This window comes from Streptomyces sp. CB02056 (assembly GCF_001905545.1).
GTDB lineage: Bacteria > Actinomycetota > Actinomycetes > Streptomycetales > Streptomycetaceae > Kitasatospora.
In genome coordinates, this window is the sequence record NZ_LIPD01000003.1 from 363538 (window position 1) to 381769 (window position 18232).

General features: G+C 75.0%; 11 protein-coding genes and 1 tRNA gene. 2 read left to right on the plus strand and 10 right to left on the minus strand.

Annotation, left to right across the window (positions count from 1 at the left end; genetic code table 11):
• Positions 1-33 precede the first annotated feature (33 nt).
• Both AMK13_RS09030 and AMK13_RS09035 read left to right on the plus strand, forming a co-directional pair.
• The gene (locus AMK13_RS09030) at positions 34-1386 is read left to right on the plus strand and encodes a sensor histidine kinase (RefSeq protein WP_241852800.1); all 1353 of its coding nucleotides are present in this window, start codon (positions 34-36) and stop codon (positions 1384-1386) included.
• Positions 1338-1982, plus strand: coding sequence for a LuxR C-terminal-related transcriptional regulator (locus tag AMK13_RS09035; RefSeq protein ID WP_074001770.1), 645 nt, complete (start codon positions 1338-1340; stop codon positions 1980-1982). The genes AMK13_RS09030 and AMK13_RS09035 overlap by 49 nt, the downstream gene beginning before the upstream one ends.
• 64 nt (positions 1983-2046) lie before the next feature.
• Here AMK13_RS09035 and AMK13_RS09040 read toward each other — a convergent pair.
• The 10 genes from AMK13_RS09040 to AMK13_RS09085 all read right to left on the minus strand — a co-directional run bounded on the left by AMK13_RS09040 (position 2047) and on the right by AMK13_RS09085 (position 17965).
• Positions 2047-2120, minus strand: a tRNA-Thr gene (locus AMK13_RS09040).
• Between the two features lie 81 nt (positions 2121-2201).
• The gene (gene leuE, locus AMK13_RS09045) at positions 2202-2852 is read right to left on the minus strand and encodes a leucine efflux protein LeuE (RefSeq protein ID WP_074001771.1); all 651 of its coding nucleotides are present in this window, start codon (positions 2850-2852) and stop codon (positions 2202-2204) included.
• A gap of 108 nt (positions 2853-2960) precedes the next feature.
• Positions 2961-4643 carry an alpha/beta hydrolase gene (locus tag AMK13_RS09050; RefSeq protein ID WP_079271960.1) on the minus strand — a complete coding sequence of 561 codons (1683 nt, stop codon included), beginning with the start codon at positions 4641-4643 and terminating at the stop codon, positions 2961-2963.
• A 133-nt stretch (positions 4644-4776) separates the two neighbouring features.
• Positions 4777-6018 (minus strand): hypothetical protein, encoded by a 1242-nt coding sequence (locus AMK13_RS09055; RefSeq protein ID WP_074001772.1) that lies wholly within the window; start codon positions 6016-6018, stop codon positions 4777-4779.
• 235 nt (positions 6019-6253) lie between these two features.
• Positions 6254-7465 (minus strand): DNA polymerase III subunit delta', encoded by a 1212-nt coding sequence (locus AMK13_RS09060; protein ID WP_049660729.1) that lies wholly within the window; start codon positions 7463-7465, stop codon positions 6254-6256.
• Positions 7466-7749: 284 nt separating this feature from the next.
• Positions 7750-11274, minus strand: coding sequence for a dTMP kinase (gene tmk, locus AMK13_RS09065; RefSeq protein ID WP_074001773.1), 3525 nt, complete (start codon positions 11272-11274; stop codon positions 7750-7752).
• 157 nt (positions 11275-11431) lie between these two features.
• Positions 11432-14314 carry a type I DNA topoisomerase gene (topA, locus tag AMK13_RS09070; protein ID WP_074001774.1) on the minus strand — a complete coding sequence of 961 codons (2883 nt, stop codon included), beginning with the start codon at positions 14312-14314 and terminating at the stop codon, positions 11432-11434.
• A gap of 389 nt (positions 14315-14703) precedes the next feature.
• Positions 14704-15162 carry a DUF3592 domain-containing protein gene (locus AMK13_RS09075; RefSeq protein ID WP_117488501.1) on the minus strand — a complete coding sequence of 153 codons (459 nt, stop codon included), beginning with the start codon at positions 15160-15162 and terminating at the stop codon, positions 14704-14706.
• A 215-nt stretch (positions 15163-15377) separates the two neighbouring features.
• Complete coding sequence (locus AMK13_RS09080; RefSeq protein ID WP_079271961.1) at positions 15378-16910, minus strand: DUF7059 domain-containing protein; 1533 nt, start codon at positions 16908-16910, stop codon at positions 15378-15380.
• 278 nt (positions 16911-17188) lie between these two features.
• Entirely contained in the window at positions 17189-17965 is a 777-nt protein-coding gene (locus AMK13_RS09085; protein ID WP_074001776.1) for a hypothetical protein, read from the minus strand.
• Positions 17966-18232 lie beyond the last annotated feature (267 nt).

The following is an 18232-nucleotide window of genomic DNA, read 5'->3' on the forward strand; positions in this document are numbered from 1 at the left end:
GCACAACGGCACCACCGGGAGGGGATCGCGTCCGTGAACAGCACGATGCACAACGGGGAAGGCCCGGCGCCGAGCGAGGAGGGCACCACACCGAACAGGGCCACGGGCTTCTCGGTGTCCACCGGACTCACCGCCCTCCGGCGGTCCCTGACCCTCAGTCGGCTCTCCGCCCTCGCCCTCGTCCACTCCCTCGGCGTCACGTGCGCGATCTCCCTCGTTGGGCCGGGCCTCGGCCTGGTCCCCCGCGCCATGGCCGGGGTGCGCGACCTGGCCGACCGTCAGCGCGCCCTGGCCGCCGAGTGGTCCGACGTCCGGTTCCCCGGACCGCCCGGCCCGCTGCCGCCGGTGCCCGAGTGGGCCTCCGGCGTCCTCGCCCGCTACCGCTGGATCACCCGCGACCCGCAGACCCGTCGGGAGTTCTGCTGGGTCTTCGCCGAGCCGTTCGTCGGCAGCCTGCTCGCCTTCCTGCCGGTCGCCGTCCTGCTCAACGGCCTCTGGGGCGTCTTCCTGGCCTTCTTCGGCGTCCAGCTGTCCACCGAGTGGGACGGCCTCTGGTACCAGTTCATCCCGATCGAGGGCACCGCCACCGCCGTCCTCGCCGGCGTCCTCGGCCTGCTCCAATTCCCGCTCGCGCTCTGGCTCGCGCCCCGCACGGTCCGCCGGCACGCCCGCCACATCCGCTCGATGCTCGCCCCGGGCGAGCAGGAGCTGCTGGCCGGCCGGATCGCCCACCTGACCGCCACCCGCAGCACCGCCGTCGACACCCGGATGGCCGAGATCCGCCGGATCGAGCGCGACCTGCACGACGGCGCCCAGGCCCGGCTGGTCGCGATGGGCATGACCCTGGACGCCGCCGAACACCTCCTGGAGACCGACCCGAAGGCCGTCCGCGCCCTGCTGGTCGAGGCCCGCCAGTCCTCCGCGAAGGCCCTGGAGGAGCTCCGCGACCTGGTCCGCGGCATCCACCCGCCGGTCCTCGCCGACCGCGGACTCACCGACGCGGTACGGGCGTTGGCCATGGTCTGCCCGGTCCCCACCGAGGTCTCGGCGGACCTCCCCGGCCGCCCCGAGATGCCCGTCGAGTCCGCCGCCTACTTCGCCGTCTCGGAGCTCCTCACCAACGTCGTCAAGCACTCCGACGCCGGCCGCGCCGGAATCGAACTCCGCTACGATCACGGCGTACTGCGCATCACCGTCTCCGACAACGGGCGGGGCGGCGCGGACGCCCGCCGCGGCACCGGCCTGCGCGGCGTCGAACGGCGGCTCGCCACCTTCGACGGGGTCGTCGCCGTCAGCAGTCCCCCCGACGGTCCGACCACGGTGACCCTGGAGCTTCCGTGCGCATTGTCCTCGCCGAAGACCACTTCCTCCTCCGGGACGGCCTGATCCGCCTCCTCCAGGCCCACGGCCACGAGGTGGTGGCCGCCGTGGACAACGGCCCCGACCTCCTCCGGGCCCTCACCGAGCAGCGGCCGGACGTCTCGATCGTCGACGTCCGGCTGCCGCCGACCTTCACCGACGAGGGCCTGCGCGCCGCCCTCACCGCCCGCCGCACCACCCCCGACCTCCCCGTCCTGCTCCTCTCCCAGTACGTCGAACCCCTCTACGCCCGCGAACTCCTCGCCACCGGCGGCCACGCCGTCGGCTACCTGCTCAAGGACCGCGTCACCAACGGCACCCAGTTCCTCGACGCCATCCACCGCGTCGCCGCCGGCGGCACCGCCATGGACCCCCAGGTCGTCACCCAACTCCTGGTCCGCAAGGACCGCGACACCGCCCTCGCCACCCTCACCCCCCGCGAACGCGAAGTCCTCGAATCCCTCGCCCAGGGCCGCTCCAACACCGGCATCGCCCAATCCCTCTTCATCACCGAGAAGGCCGTCGCCAAGCACATCACCAACATCTTCACCAAGCTCGGCCTCCACCCCACCGACACCGCCAACCGCCGCATCCTGGCCGTCCTCACCTACCTCGACCAGTAACCCCGCCCACCCCGGGCATGCAAAAAGGCCCAGGCCGGAAACTTCCGACCTGGGCCTTCAACTGAGCCGCCTGCGGGATTCGAACCCGCGACCTACGCATTACGAGTGCGTTGCTCTGGCCAACTGAGCTAAGGCGGCACCGCTGCCGTGTGTGGCGGCAACGCGGGCCAGTCTACACAGGTTCGCGGGTGATCCGTACCCGGTATCCGGGGGCGGTGGTCAGGCGGAGGAGACGGCGAGTTTGGCGGCGAAGCCGGCGAAGAGGACGGCGACGCCGCTGGTGAGGGTGGCGGAGAGGCGCTTGCGGCGGGTGAAGGCGGTGGCGAGGGTGGTGCCCGCGAAGATGAGGAGGGAGAGGTAGAGGAAGCTGAAGGTCTGGAGGATGCCGCCGAGGAGGGCGAAGGAGAGGGCGGGCTGTCCGTAGGCGGGGTCGACGAACTGGGTGAAGAAGGAGAGCAGGAAGAGGATGGCCTTCGGGTTGAGGAGGCTGATCACCAGGGCCCGGCGGAAGGGGTTCTCGGTGGATTCGGGGGCGGGTTCGGCGGTGGGGTCGGCCGCGGCGCGGCGGTCGCGCCAGAGTTGGCGGGCGGCGCGGAGCATGCCGTAGCCGATCCAGAGCAGGTAGGCGGCGCCGCCGAACTTGACCACGGCGAAGACGGCCGGGTTGGCCTTGAGCAGGGAGGCCGCGCCCAGCGAGGTGAGGCTGATCAGGGTGAGGTCGCCGATGAAGACGCCGGCCGCGGCTCGGTAGCCGGTGCGGATGCCCTTGCGGGCCGCGACGGACAGCACGTACAGGGAGTTGGGGCCGGGCAGCAGGATGATGACGAGGGCGCCGAGGACGTACGTCGCCAGGTCGTTGACTCCGAGCACGATGAGCTCCGGTGCAGGGGAGGATGGCAGGGGGCGCTCATCGTAACGTCGTACCGGTAATCGGTTGAAGTGAGAACCACCTGTCGGTCTCCCGGCTCCGGGCACGCCCTACCGGTCGCAGCGCTTGCCCTGTTCCGGGGCCTCCCCGGTCAGCAGGAAACGGTTCACCGCTCCGTCCACGCAGGTGCTGTGCCGGCCGTACGCGGTGTGGCCGTCGCCGTCGAAGGTGAGCAGGCGGCCGGACTCCAGCTGGTCGGCCAGCGACCGGGCCCAGGCGTACGGGGTGGCCGGGTCGCGGGTGGTGCCGATGACGACGATCGGGGCGGCGCCGGCGGCGCGGATGGTGTGCGCCGTACCGGTGGCCCGGACCGGCCAGTACGCGCAGGTCAGGGCCATCCAGGCCATGTCGCGCCCGAAGTGCGGCGAGACCCGCTCGAACTCCGGCACGGCCCGCTGGACGTCCTCCGGCCCGCGGAACGGGGCGGGCAGGTCGAGGCAGTTCACCGCGGTGTTGGCGAACATCAGGTTGGGGTACGAGCCGTCCGCCTCGCGCCCGTAGTAGTCGTCGGAGAGCTTCAGCAGACCGGTGCCGTCGCCCGCCTTGGCGTCGGCGAGCGCGGCGCGCAGCTTGGGCCAGAGGAAGTCGGCGTACATGGCCTGGATGACGCCGGTGGTCGCCTGGGACCCGGTGAGCCGGCGGCCGCCCTCGGCGGTGGACAACGCGGCGGCGCGGACGCCCTCCAGCAGGGCGGTGAGCTGCTCGCCGACCTGCTGCTCGGTGCGGCCGAGCGGGCAGTCCTCGCGCGTGGCGCAGTCCCGGGCGAAGGCGGCCCAGGCGGTCTCGAAGCCGCCCGCCTGGGTGCGGTTGCCGGTGGCGGAGTCGAGCGCCGGGTCCATCGCGCCGTCCAGCACCAGCCGTCCGGCCCGGCTCGGGAACAGCCCGGCGTAGGTGGCGCCGAGGAAGGTGCCGTAGGACTTGCCGACGTAGTTCAGCTTCTCGTCGCCGAGCAGGGCGCGCAGCACGTCCATGTCGCGGGCGCCCTCGACGGTACCGAGGTGGCCGAGCGCCGCCCCGGCCTGCTTCCGGCAGCCCTCGGCGAACTCCTTGTCGGCCGCGATCAGCGCGTCGATCCCGTGCTGGTCGCCGGGGGTCAGGTCGACGGCGGTGTAGGCGTCCATCCGGTCACCGCTCAGGCAGCTGACGGGGCTGCTGCGGCCCACCCCGCGCGGGTCGAGGCCGACCAGGTCGTACCGGGCGCGCACCCCGTGGTCGTACGTCCGGGCGGCGGCCTCCAGGTACTCGATCGCCGAGCCGCCGGGCCCGCCCGGGTTGAGCAGCAGGGAGCCGAGCCGCGCGCCCGGGGAAGCGGGCGGGGAGGCGGAGGGGGAGGCGGTTTCCGCCGCCGCGCGGGCGGCCGCCAGGGTGAGGTCGCCGTCCCCCGGGTGGTCGTAGTCCAGCGGCACCCGGAACGTGGTGCACTCGAACCCACTGTCGCAGGGCTGCCAGGCCAGGTGTTGCGCGTAGTACGGCGCGAGCGCGGCCGGGACGACGGCGGGCAGCGGCTCCAACGGGGTCGCCCCGGCGGCCCCGGCAGCCCCGGACGCCGCCGCGGCCGCCGGGGCGGAGGGCCTGCCGGAGCCGGCCGGGTCCGACGGGGACGCCCCCGGCGCCTCGGACGGATCGGCGCCGCACCCGCCCGCCAGCAGCCCGGCGACGACCAGCGCCGCGGCCAGCGCCCGCGTCCGTGCCTGCTCCCGCGTCCGCGCCCGCGTCCGCCCGAAGGCCCTCATCCGCCACCACTCCGCAATCGACCAGCACGTGGAACAACCCGTGGAACAACCAGTGGAGCACCCCGGAGGAAACGCCGCTGCCCGGCACCCCTCCCCCGGGGTACCGGGCAGCGTAGCGCCGCCGGACGGGCACTCAGGACGGCTTGGCCAGCGCCTCGGCCAGGAACTGCGCCGCCTGCCGGACCAGCCGCAGCCGCTCCCGGTCGGGGGTGAAGTCCTGCACGTTGTCCGAGATCCGCACGTCGGCCTTGGCCGCCGCTCCGGGGCCGGCCTTCAGCGCGGACTGAAGCTTGCGGGCCGCGTCCAGCCCGGCGGAGTCGGCCTTGGCGGCGGCCAGCAGCAGCTTGGCGGAGCTGCCGGCCGGAGCCTCGGCGCCGGTCTGGGTGAGCGCGATGGCGTCGTAGCGGCCGGAGACCGCCGCGGCCGCGCCGTACAGGTCGGGCCGGGACAGTCCGGCGGCGGCCGCGCAGGGCGCGCCGCCGTCGACGCCGAGGGCGCCCCAGGAGGCCGGGCCGGGCGGCAGGGTGCGGAAGGAGGCCGCGATGGTGCCGCGCAGCGTCGCGTCGTCGGCGACGGCGGCCGGGGCGGCGGCGACCAGCTCGCAGGGGTGCGCGGTGCCGTTCGGCGCCTCGGGGGCGACCAGGATGAACGGGCGGGTCCTGCCGGTCTGGAGGGCCGAACCGATGCCCTCGAAGACGTCCGGGACCTCGGCGTCGGCGGTCTTCTGGGGCGCGGCCGCGTGCATCACGACGACCGGGAAGTGGGTGTTCGGCTCCTTGGCGTACTGCGGCGGGAGCCAGACCCGGACGTTGCGGGGGTGGCCGTCGGGGCCGAGCACGGCGGACTGGAGCAGCTCGCCGCCGCCGGGGTGGCCGACGCTGTCGAAGCGGCTGGCCACGGCGGGAGCCGCAGCGGGTCCGGCAGCTCCGACAGCTCCGGCCGCTCCGACGGCGGCAGGGGCGACCGGGGCAGCGCCGGCACCGGCACCGGCAGCAGCGGCCGACTCGGCGGCCACCGGCGGCGCCGCCTGCTGCGGCCGGGCCGCCGCCCCCGCACCGGTCCCGCCGCCCGACCCCGCACCCGACCCTGCACCCGCGCTCCCCGCGTCCACCACCGGCTCCGCCCGGTCCGGCGCCTGGACGTCCCGGCCGAGGCCGCCGAAGGCGCCGAGCGTGGTGAGCACCGTCAGGGCGGTGACGCACACCCCGCAGACCATCGCCCCGGCCGCCCGAACCAGCATCGGCAGGCGGTCGCCGGCCAGCTCGTAGGTCTCGGCGGCGCGCAGGTCGCGCCAGCGCTGTTGGGCACCCCGGGCCAGCCAGATCCCGCCGAGGGCGGCGGCCAGCAGGGGAATGACGAGGAGCGAACGAACCACGGGACGCACCACCTCTGGAGGGGGCCGCGCCGAACCGGAACCGGCGCGTACGGGAGGCGACCGCCCCGGCAGCGGGCGCAGTCGGCCCCCAGCGTGCACAACGGGCGGACCGTCACACGACGGTGTGCCCGGCGAGTGTCGCTCGTTCACTCGAAGGTGGGACGGCGTATCGCCCCAGGAGGCGTACGGGTACCGCCCGCCGGAGCAATCCAGGAAGAACGGCCCCGCCCGGCCCTCAGCCCGCGCGCAGCGCCACCGTCATCGCCTCGACCGCGAGCAGCGGGTCCACGTTGCGGTCCAGCGCCTGGCGGCAGGCCAGCACCGCCTCGATCCGGCGCAGCGTGCCCTCCGCGGGCCCGGCCTGGGCCACCCGGTTCAGCGCCTGCCGCTGGTCCTCGTTGGCGAGCGCGCCGGTGGAGCCGAGCTGGATGGCGAGCACGTCCCGGTAGAAGCCGAGCAGGTCGAGCAGGGCGACGCCCAGGGTCTCCCGGCGGGTGCGGGTGGCCCGGCTCTTCTGCCGTTTCTCCAGCTCCTTGACCGCGCCGGCCATGCCGCGCGGCGCCTTGCTGCCCTCGGAGGCGCCGTAGGCGGCCTTGAGGTCGTCGGTCTCCTTGGCGTCCTGGGTCTCGGCGAGCGCCTCGGCATCGGCCTTGGCGGTGTCGACCAGGCGCTGGGCGGCGGTCAGGCAGCCGCCGATGTCGCCGACCTCCAGCGGGATGCGCAGCACCTCCGTCCGGCGCGTCCGGGCCTGCTCGTCGACGGCGAGGCGGCGCGAGCGCTCGATGTCGCCCTGACCGGCGAGCGCGGCGAGCCGGGCCGTCTCCGGGTCGACGCCGTCGCGGCGGACCAGGGTGTCGGCGACCGCCTCGGCCGCGGGGGTGCGCAGCACCAGCAGGCGGCAGCGCGAACGGATGGTCGGCAGCACGTCCTGGACGGAGGGGGCGCAGAGCAGCCAGACGGTGCGCGGGGAGGGCTCCTCCACGCCCTTGAGCAGCGCGTTCGCGGCGGCCTCGGTGAGGCGGTGGGCGGCGTCCACCAGGATCACCGACCAGCGGCCGCCGGTCGGGTAGCTGGAGGCGCGCATGACCAGGTCGCGCATGTCGCCGACGCCGATGGAGAGGCCGTCGGTCCGGACGTACTTGACGTCGGCGTGGCTGCCGGCCAGCACGGTGTGGCAGCCGTCGCAGAACCCGCAGCCGGGCGTGCCGCCGAGCGCGAGATCCGGACTGGTGCACTGGAGGGCGGCGGCGAAGGCGCGCGCGGCGGTGACCTGCCCGGCGCCGGGCGGGCCGGTGAACAGCCAGGCGTGCGTCATCAGGGAGGCGTTCACGCCCTCGACCGGGGCGGCCCCGCGACCGGCCTCGATCGTCGCCCCGGCCGCCCGGGCTGCGGCGGTCAGCTGCTCGACCACCCGCTCCTGGCCCACCAGGTCGTCCCAGACGGCCACTGCTGCTCCCAAGCTCCGTACGGCAGCGCCAGTGGCGCCTCTTCCCCGCCGTCGAGCATACGTCTCCGCTCCGACACCCACTGCTCCGTCCGGGGGACGGCGGAGGACACGGCGGACGAGAAGGCGGACGGGAAGGCCGGTCCCGCGGCGACGGACCGACACCCGACGAACCGACACCCGACGGACCGACACCCGACGGACCGCGGCCCCACCGGCGGCTGCCCGACGGAACGCGGCGGCGCCGCCGGGGACCCGCCCCGACGGCGCCGCGTACGCGTGTCCGGTCAGCCCCGGCGGCCCCAGCGACGGCCCTTGCCCTTGCCGTCGCCCTCGCCCTGGGCGTTCCCACGACCCTCGGGCCGCTCCGCACCGCCCTGGGCGCCGCTCTGCGGGCCGCCGTACGAACCGCCCTGGCCCGGGCCGCCGTGCTCCCAGCGCGCCCACTCGTCGTGCGAGCCGAGCAGGGTGTCGGTGAGGCTCGGCAGGTCGTCCATCGGCGTCTCCTCGGCCCACTCCGGCCGCGGCCGCTCGGCGGCCGGCTGTGGCTGCGACGGCGGCCCGGAAGCCGGCTCCGCGCCGACCACCGGCAGCTCACGGGTGCTGTCGACCGGCTCCGCGCGCCTCGGCGCCTGCGCCGCCCGGCCCTCGGCCCGCCCCTCGGTACGGCCGTCCGTACGGCCCTCAACGCGCCCGGGCTCGATCCGCGGCAGCACCGCGGTCCGGTCGGCCTCCGCCGGGACCTTCGGCAGCACGGCCGTCTCGTCCACCGCCGAGGCCGGTATCACCGGCAGCCTGGTGGTCTCGTCGACCGCACCGGCGGCCCGACGCGCCTCGGCAGCCTTGCGCGCCTCGGCGGCTTCGGCCGCCCGAACGGCGGCCTGCCGGTCCCGCGGCGACAGCTCGCGCGTCGCCTCGTCCCCGAGCCCGCCCGACGAGGCCTGAGCCGCGTCCCGCGGAGCGTCCTTCGGGATGTCCCGGACCGCCCGCAGCTCTGTGGTCGCCTCCCCCGACGCCGAACCCGAGCCCGAACCCGCCGCCGAACCCGAACCCGCCGAGCCCGAACCCGAGCCGGAACCCGACCCCGGCCGCCCCTCGGCCCGGCCCTCCGCCGACTCCGCCGCGGCGGCCGCAGCCGCGAGCGCGGCGGCCTGCGCCAGCCGCGCCTCCTCGGCCCGCTGGAGCGCCTCCTCCGCCCGGCGCCGCTGCTCCTCGCGGGCGAGCTCGCGCTGCCGCTGGAGCTCGGCCTGGGCGGCCGCCTCGTCGGCGATCCGCTTGCGCTCGACGGCCTCCGCGGCCAGCCGGGCCTCCTCGGCCGCGCGGAGCTTGGCCTCCTCCGCGGCGCGGCGCTCGGCCTCCTCCGCGGCCCGTCGGCGCGCCTCCTCCTCGGCCTTGCGCCGGGCCTCGGCGGCGGCCCGCTCCGCCTCCTCCTTGGCCAGCCGCTCCTTCTCCGCCTGCTCGGCCCGCAGCTGCGCCAGCACCTCCTGCCGCTTGCGCTCGGCGGCCTCCTCCTCGGCCTTCTTGCGGGCCTCCTCGGCGGCGCGGCGCTCGGCCTCCTCCTTGGCCAGCCGCTCCTGCTCGGCGCGGGCGGCCTTCTCCTGCTCGGAGAGCGGCAGCTCGCGGTCGAGCCGGTGCCGGATGGCGGTGGTGACGAAGTCGGGGGCCTGGCTGCCGTCCACGACCAGGTAGCGCGCCGGGTCGGCGGCGGCGAGGGAGAGGAAGCCGGCCCGGACCCGCTGGTGGAACTCGGTGGGCTCGGACTCCAGCCGGTCCAGCGCCTCGGTGAAGCGCTCGCGGGCCCTGGTCGGGTCGACGTCCAGGACGACGGTCAGGTCGGGCAGCAGCCCGCCGGTGGCCCAGCGGGAGATCCGGGAGACCTCGGTCGCGGCCAGGTCGCGCCCGGCGCCCTGGTAGGCGATGGAGGAGTCCATGTACCGGTCGGTGATGACCACGGCGCCGCGGGCGAGGGCCGGCCGGATGACGTTCTCGACGTGCTCGGCGCGGTCGGCGGCGTAGATCAGCGCCTCGGCGCGGTGCGACAGGCCGGTGTTGCCGACGTCCAGGACGAGGCCGCGCAGCCGCTGGCCGACGGGGCTGCCGCCGGGCTCGCGGGTGAGCACGACCTCGTGCCCCTTGCCACGGATCCACTCGGCGAGCGCCTGGGCCTGGGTGGACTTGCCGGCGCCGTCGCCGCCCTCCAGGGCGATGAAGAAGCCGGTGCCCGCACCCTGGTGCGGCACCGGGCCGCCCGCGCCGCGCACCGAGTCCACCAGGTCCCGGACGAACGGCGCGGTGCCGCGCCGGTCGTCGGTGCGCAGCAGCACGACCGCGGCGAGCACCAGGGTGAGCAGCCCGGAGGTGGCGACGGCCAGGGCCGCGCCGCCGTGGATGAAGGTGAAGGAGCCGGGCTCGACGGTGCCGTACTCGACGTCCCCGTAGGCGGCGGCGATCAGCGGGACGACGACCAGCGCGGCGGCGACCACGGCCCGGAGCACCGCGAACAGGTGCTCGGTGACCTTCGGCAGCCGGGCCTCCTCGACCTCCTGGGCGAGCAGGGTGCGCCCGGCCGAGACCACGATCCCGGCGGCCAGGCCGGCCAGCACGGTGAGCAGCAGGACCAGCACGAAGTCGAGCACCAGGCCGGCCAGGATCAGCGCGACGCCCTGGGTGAGCAGCGCCAGCGCGAGCAGTCGGCGGCGGGACAGCGAGGGCAGCGTGGCCCGGGTGAGCCGGGTGCCCAGGGCGGGCGTCCCGGCGGCGGCGAGCACCAGCAGGCCGTAGCCGATCGGCCCGGCGCGGTGCTCGGCGGCGGTCAGCAGCGCGAGCGCGGCGACGCCCGCCATCGAGGCGTAGCCGGCCGCGACGGCGAAGGTGAAGTACGGGGCGCTGCCGGTGCGGCCCTTGCCGAGCGCGGGGCCGGGGGTCGCGTCGGTCGGGGCGCGCAGGCCCTGGAACGGGGAGACCGGGGCCACGGTCACCGGGCCGCCGGGCAGCTGCTGGAGGTAGCCGCGGACCGCCGAGGCGGTGAACAGCCCGGCCGCGCCGAGCGCCGCGAAGGTGAGCTGGTGGGCGCGGAGCCAGTCGGAGCCGACGGCCGCGCCGATGTTGTTGAGCAGGGTGAGGGCGACCAGGCCGACGGCGCCGAGCGGCACGGTCACCCAGCCGGTGAAGCGGTCGATGCTCCGGACGCTGTCCAGGTTGGCCGCGGCCGGGCGCTGCTCGGCGGCCGGCAGGTGCGGGTTGGCCGGCGGCAGCAGGCCCGGGACGGCGGCGGACTTGGCGATCCCCCAGACCCGCTCGGCGGCACCGGTCACGAACACGGTGGCGAGCAGGACGTAGACGGCGGCCCCGGAGGGCTTGGCGGCGGAGCCCAGCCAGACGCTCCACCAGGGCGCGAGGCCGATCAGCAGGGCGCGCAGCACGTCGGCGCCGAACAGCGTCCAGCGCCGGTCCAGCCGGCCGGTGACCAGCCGGTGCACCGGGCCGAGCAGCGCGACGCCGACCAGCCCGGTGGCCAGCACCCGGACGGCGAGGACCGCGGCGAGGGCGAAGGCGAGGCTGCGCGGCAGGCTGCCGAACTGTCCGCCTTGGGCGGCGGCGATCACGGTGAGCGCGAGCAGCACCAGCAGACCGAGCCGGTCGGCGGTGCCGCCGATCAGCTGGGTGGTCCACAGGCGCCGGTAGGCGCGTGTCCGCAGCAGGGCCCTGGCCCGGTCCGCCGGGCTCCCGGCGGGCGCGACCTCGGGCAGGTCGAACGCCCGGGCTCTGGCGGCCGGGACGGCGCTGGGGGTGGGCTGCTCCTCGCTCGTCATACGGTCAGCGTAGCGGGCGGGGCCTGGCCGGAACGCTGCGAACGGGCTTCCGGATCGCGCTCATCACCGGGTTGTGACGTAGCCCGCACGGACCCGACGGACCTCGGGCCCGCACCCCCGGGATCGGGGGCACGGGCCCGGCTGCCGTGACCTGGGATCAGCCCTCGTCGGTGGCGGTGGCCTGGCCGGCCGCCGTCTTGCTCGCGGTGGTCTTCTTGGCCGCCGTCTTCTTCGCCGCCGCCGTCTTGGTGGTGGTGGTCTTCTTCGCCGCGGTCTTCTTCGCGGCGGTCTTGGTCGCCGCGGTCTTGGCGGTGGTCGTCTTCTTGGCCGCGGCCTTCTTCGCCGGGGCCTTCTTCGCCGCCTTCTTCACCGGTCCGCGCGCCCGCTTCTCGGCGAGCAGCTCGTACCCGCGCTCCGGCGTGATGGTCTCGACCTCGTCGTCCTTGCGGAGCGTGGCGTTGGTCTCGCCGTCGGTCACGTACGGGCCGAAGCGGCCGTCCTTGACCACCACCGGGCGCTCGCTGACCGGGTCGTTGCCCAGCTCCTTGAGCGGCGGGGCGGCGGCGGCCCGGCCGCGCTGCTTGGGCTGGGCGTAGATCGCCAGCGCCTCGTCGAGGGTGATCGTGAAGAGCTGGTCCTCGTCGGTGAGCGAGCGGGAGTCGGTGCCGCGCTTGAGGTACGGGCCGTAGCGGCCGTTCTGCGCGGTGATCTCCGCGCCCTCGGCGTCGGTGCCGACCACCCGCGGCAGCGAGAGCAGCCGCAGCGCGTCCTCCAGCGTGACGGTGTCCAGCGACATCGTCTTGAACAGCGAGGCGGTGCGCGGCTTGACCGCGTTCTTGCCGGTCTTCGGCGTGCCCTCGGGCAGGATCTCGGTCACGTACGGGCCGTAGCGGCCGTCCTTGGCGACCAGCATGTTGCCGCTGACCGGGTCCGCGCCGAGCTCGAAGTCGCCGCTGGGCTTGGCCAGCAGCTCCTCGGCCAGCTCGACGGTGAGCTCGTCCGGCGGCAGCTCGTCCGGGATGTCGGCACGCTGGCCGGGCTCGCCCTCGACCGTCGAGGCGCGCTCGACGTACGGGCCGTAGCGGCCGACCCGCAGGGTGATGTCGTCGCTGACCCGGAACGAGCTGATCTCCCGGGCGTCGATCGCGCCGAGGTCGGTGACCAGTTCCTTCAGGCCGCCCAGGTGGTCGCCGTCGCCGTTGCCGGCCTCGGCGGCGCCGCCCGCGGCGCTGCCCTCGCCCTCGCCGAAGTAGAAGCGCTTCAGCCATGGCACGGACTTCGCCTCACCGGCGGCGATCCGGTCGAGGTCGTCCTCCATCTTGGCGGTGAAGTCGTAGTCGACCAGCCGGCCGAAGTGCTTCTCCAGCAGGTTGACCACGGCGAAGGAGAGGAACGACGGGACGAGCGCCGTCCCCTTCTTGAAGACGTACCGGCGCTGGATGATCGTGTCGATGATCGACGCGTAGGTGGAGGGGCGGCCGATCTCCCGGTCCTCCAGCTCCTTGACCAGCGAGGCCTCGGTGTAGCGGGCCGGCGGCTTGGTGGCGTGGCCCTCCGGGGTGATCCGGTCGGCGGCCAGCGGGTCGCCCTGGGCGACCTGCGGCAGCCGGCGCTCGCGGTCGTCGAGCTCGGCGTTCGGGTCGTCGGCGCCCTCGACGTAGGCCTTGAGGAAGCCGTGGAAGGTGATGATCTTGCCGGAGGCGGAGAACTCGACGTCCCGGCCGTCGGCGGAGGTGCCGCCGACCCGGACGGTGACGGACTGGCCGACCGCGTCCTTCATCTGGGAGGCGACGGTGCGCATCCAGATCAGCTCGTAGAGCCTGAAGTCGTCACCGGTCAGACCGGTCTCGGCGGGGGTGCGGAAGCGGTCGCCGGACGGGCGGACGGCCTCGTGCGCCTCCTGCGCGTTCTTGACCTTGCTGGCGTAGGTGCGCGGCGCGTCCGGCAGGTAGTCGGCCCCATACAGCTGGGTGACCTGCGCCCGGGCGGCCGAGACCGCGGTGTCCGACAGCGTGGTGGAGTCGGTACGCATATAGGTGATGAAGCCGTTCTCGTACAGCTTCTGGGCCACCTGCATGGTCCGCTTCGCGCCGAAGCCCAGCTTGCGGCTGGCCTCCTGCTGGAGCGTGGTGGTGCGGAACGGCGCGTACGGCGAGCGGCGGTAGGGCTTGGACTCGACGCTGCGGACGGCGAACGCCGTCTGCTCCAGGGCGGCGGCCAGCTGACGGACCGCCTGCTCGTCCAGGTGCAGGGTGTTCGCGCTGGCGGCCTTCAGCCGGCCGTCCTGGCCGAAGTCGCGGCCGCTGGCGATCCGCTTGCCGTCGACGGCGGCCAGCCGGGCGCCGAAGGTCTCCGGGTTGGCCGCGTCGGCCGGGGTGCGGCCGGTGCCGAAGGTGCCGACCAGGTCCCAGTACGAGGCGGTGTGGAAGGCCATCCGCTCGCGCTCGCGCTCGACCACCAGGCGGGTCGCGACGGACTGCACGCGGCCCGCCGACAGCTTCGGCATGACCTTCTTCCACAGCACCGGCGAGACCTCGAAGCCGTACAGGCGGTCGAGGATGCGGCGGGTCTCCTGGGCGTCGACCAGGCGCTGGTTGAGCTCGCGCGGGTTGGCCACGGCCTCCTGGATCGCCGACTTGGTGATCTCGTGGAACACCATGCGGTGCACCGGCACCTTGGGCTTGAGCACCTGCTGGAGGTGCCACGCGATGGCCTCGCCCTCGCGGTCCTCATCGGTGGCGAGGAAGAGCTCGTCGGACTCCGCGAGCAGCGACTTCAACTTGCTGACCTGGGACTTCTTGTCCGCGTTGACCACGTAGATGGGCGCGAAGTCGTGATCGACGTCCACCCCGAGGCGGCGCACCTCGCCGGTGTACTTGTCCGGCACCTCGGCCGCGGTGCTGGGGAGGTCGCGGATGTGCCCGACGCTCGCCTCGACGATGTAGCCGGGGCCAAGGTAGCCCTTGATCGTCTTCGCCTTGGCCGGCGACTCGACAATGACGAGTCGCTGTCCGTGCGCGGTCTCGCTGCTCGGGGACACCTTCGCTCTTCTCTCCCGGTCCTTATGTGGCTGGTCGGCGCCGGCCGCACGGGCTGCGCTCCGCCCGACCCCTCCACCGTCCCGGGGCTGCCGCGGCACGACACCCCCACCAGCGGAGTGTGACCGTACCCCGGCCACCCTTGTCAAACGGACGGATCCCGCTTTTTCACTTGCCGGCCTCACCGACGCCACTCGAACGGTAACCCGATGACGGAGGTTCGCGCCCCGTGGAGGGGGGCCTTCGGCAGGTTCCGGAGGATGGAATGACGGATTTCAAGATCTGTCAACGGAAAATCGACAGGTGGGCGCGGGATGGCGTGAATCCGCCCTGGGCGCCCGCCCCCGGATCTGCTGCCGGCCCCTCCCGGATCCCTCGCGGAGTGCGGGGCTCAGCCGCCGACCGCGACCAGGAGCCCGGCGCCCGCCGCCAGGCACCCCACGCCCAGGACGCTCCACAGCAGGTCGACGACGGCCGCCCGGCCGACCTCCCCGGGCGCCAGCACCACCCGGCTCGGGCGCCGCGGGTCGTAACAGATCCGCACCGAGGCACCTGGCGCGAAACGGTCCGGACGGCGCAGCGGGGTGTGCCCGCGCGGGCGGGCGATCACGAGCCCCGCGATCCCGCACGCGCCGGAGCCGCCCACCGAGGGCGGCACCGAGAAGGACAGCAGCGGCGCACTGTCCAGCTGGCCGTGCACGTCGTCCTCGGCCACCACGGTGGCCACCGCCGACGCCCCCCGGCGGCGCACCCGCAGGCGCAGGCCCACTTCGGCGGCGCACCAGAGCAGCAGCACGCCACCGAAGAGGGCGAGCACCGACCCGCCCACCATCGCCGTCGTCGTGTCCACCTCTGGCCCCCGGCTCCCCAGCTCTGTCCACAGCCTGTGGACAGAGCTTCACAGCGGAGGGCCAACGGGAGACAGCCGCCCGGCGGCGGTCGGACGAACCAGGGGGTACGGACCGGTGAACCGGCCGCGTCGCGGCGGAACCGGTCCCGCCGCGATCAGCGGCTCCGGTCCCGGCGGGGCAGGCCCGGGCGGGGCGGGCCTCGGCGGCTCCGGTCTCAGCGGACCGGGTCGATGAACCCCTGCTCGGTCAGCAGGCGCAGCGACTCCGGCACCCGGTCCCGCAGGACCACCCGGTCCTCGCCGAGCAGCCGCGCGATGGCGTCCACGATCTCGCCCGCCGACAGCGTCCCGTCGCAGACCCCGACGAAGCCGGCGCCCACGGTGTCCACCTTGGTGGCCCGCCGCATGCCGCGGTTGTGACGCAGGATCACATGCTCCGGGTCCTCCGCACCGGGCGCGCCGACCTGCTCCTGGACCACCTCGTCGGCCAGCACGTAACGGGCCGCGAGCAGGCCCGCGTCGTCGTGCGAGCGGAGGAAGTCCTGCCGGTCGAACCAGGCCTCGATGTGCGGGCCGAGCGGTTGCTCCACCGGGTGCGGCCACTCCTCCACCCGGACGGTCGGACGCTCGGCGCCGCTCGCCCGCAGGGTGATCCAGCCCATGCCGATGCCCTCGACCCGGCCCGCCTCGAAGGCGTCCAGCCACTCGCCGTACCGGGCCTGGTAGTCGCCGCCGGGGCCGCGGTGGTCGCCGCCGTCGCGCAGCCACAACTCGGCGTACTGGGCCACGTCCTGGACCTCGCGCTGGACGACCCAGGCGTCCAGCCCGGTCCCCGCGACCCAGCCCGCCAGCCGCTCGTGCCAGTCCTCGCCCTTGACGTGCTGCCAGTTGGCGAGCAGCTGGCAGTAGCCGCCGGGCTCCAGGTGGTCGGCGGCGGAGCGGACCAGGCCGCGGCACAGGTCGTCGCCGGCCATGCCGCCGTCGCGGTAGGTGAACCGGCCGCCCGGAGAGATCACGAACGGCGGGTTGGAGACGATCAGGTCGAACTTCCGCTCCCCGACCGGCTCGAAGAGGCTTCCGGCGGACACCTCGGTGCTGTCGAAACCGGACAGCGCCAGGGTCAGCTCGGTGAAGCGCAGCGCGCGCGGGTTGAGGTCGGTGGCGGTCACGGTCCCGGCGTGCCGGGCCGCGTGCAGCGCCTGCACGCCGGAACCCGAACCGAGGTCCAGCGCGGCCCGGACGGGGCGGCGCACGGTGATGTTGGCCAGCGTGGTGGAGGCGCCGCCGACGCCCAGCACCAGGTCCTTGCGGGCCACCCCGTGCGCGGTCTCACCGGAGCCGATGCCGCCCGCGCCGCCCACCGCGCAGCCCAGGTCGGAGACCACCCAGGCGTCCGAACTGGGCATCCCGGCGACCTCGTTGGCGTACGGCCGGACGTCGACGGTGGCGCGCACCAGATCGCCGTCGGGGCGCAGCCAGCCGTCCGCCAGGCAGTCCTCCACCGGCAGTGCGGCGGCGGCCGCCCGGTACGGGACCGGCTGCTGCAGCAGGAACAGCCGCACCAGCGTCTCCAGCGGGCTGCCACCGCGGGTCGCCCGCAGCGCCGGGACCGCCTCGCTGCGGGCCAACGCCGAATAGCCGGTGGGCCCGAGCAGATCCAGGCAGCCGTCGGCGGTGAACGAGGCGGCGAGCAGCGCCTCGCGGAACTTGGCGAGGCGGGTCGGGTCGAGAACGGGGCTACTGATCACCCCGCCATTGTCCCCCGCCACCCAGCCGGTGGCCGCCGCTGCGCCCCGCGGCCGGCGGACGGAAGCCCGCACCACCCCGCGCGCCCCCTGGAAGCCACCACGCGCCGCCCTGCCGGGGGCACCGAGTCGTTCAGCGGCGGGCCTGCGGCGGGGGCGCCGGATCACGGGACGGCGACTCGCGGGACGGCGACTCCGGGGGCGGTGTCTCGCCGTCCCCGTCACCGGGCCCGTCCCCGGTACCGGGGACGGGCGCGTCGGACCCTCCGGTCCGCCCGGGCTCAGCTCGCGCTGGGGGCCGGGTTCGCCGGGGTGGTGGGCGGGGCGGCCGGAGCGGTGGTCGCACCGGCCGCGGCCGGGCTCGTGCCGTCGGTCGCGCCGGGCGCCGGGGTGGTGGCCGGGGCGCTCGGGGTGTCGGTGGCGCCCGGCGCCGGGGTCGTGCCGCCCGGGGCCGGGGTGCCGCTCGCGCCGGCCCCCGCACCGCCGGTGGCGCCGCCGCTCGGGGCGGTGGTCGGGGACGGCTTGCAGCCCTCCTGCTTGGCCATCGCCGCGCCGAGCTCACCACGCTGGAGCTTGCTCTGCGCCTGGGTGGAGAGCGAGGCCAGCTGCTGCACCTGGTCGGCCACGCTGCGCAGCCCGTCGGCGAACTTGGCCTGGTCGTTGTTGGGCAGCGCGTCCACCTTCTTCTGGACCTCCACGTACCCGTCGGCCGCCTTCTTCAGCTCCTCGACGGTGTCCTTCTGGAGGGCCGCGCCGTCCTGCACCTTGGGCGCCCCGGCCGCGTCGATGGCGGCGGCTATGTCCTGGTTGGTCTTGGCCAGCCGCCCGATGTCCGTGGAGAGCCGCTTCTGGAGGTCGGTCGGGGCCTCGCCGGTCTTCACCTGTCCGGTGTCGGCCAGCGCGGTCTGCGCCTGGGCGATCGGGTCCTTGGCAGCGCCGCAGACGTTCGACGCCCAGGACTCCAGCTGCTTGCTGTTGTTGTCGTCGCCGCCGCAGCCGACGGCGCCGAACGCGAGCAGCACGCCGAGGGCGGGTACGGCCAGCAGTCGCTTGTTCACCGGGAGAAGCCTTTCGGTTCGGTCGTCATCGGTCGTCGAACCTACACGGCCGATGTCCGTCCCCCGATTCGTCCGTCCCCCGATTCCCGGCTCCCCCGTCCCCCAGGGGCCGCCCTCTCGACGCCCCGGCCCGGGTCAGGCCCGCTCGCACTCGTCCCGGCCCGGGTGTTTCGGCGGTGGGGTGCTTCGGCGGTGGAGTGGTCTGCGCGAGCGGCCAGGGCGGCCGCACGGCGCGGATCCGCGTGGACGTCCTCGTCCGCGACGCGG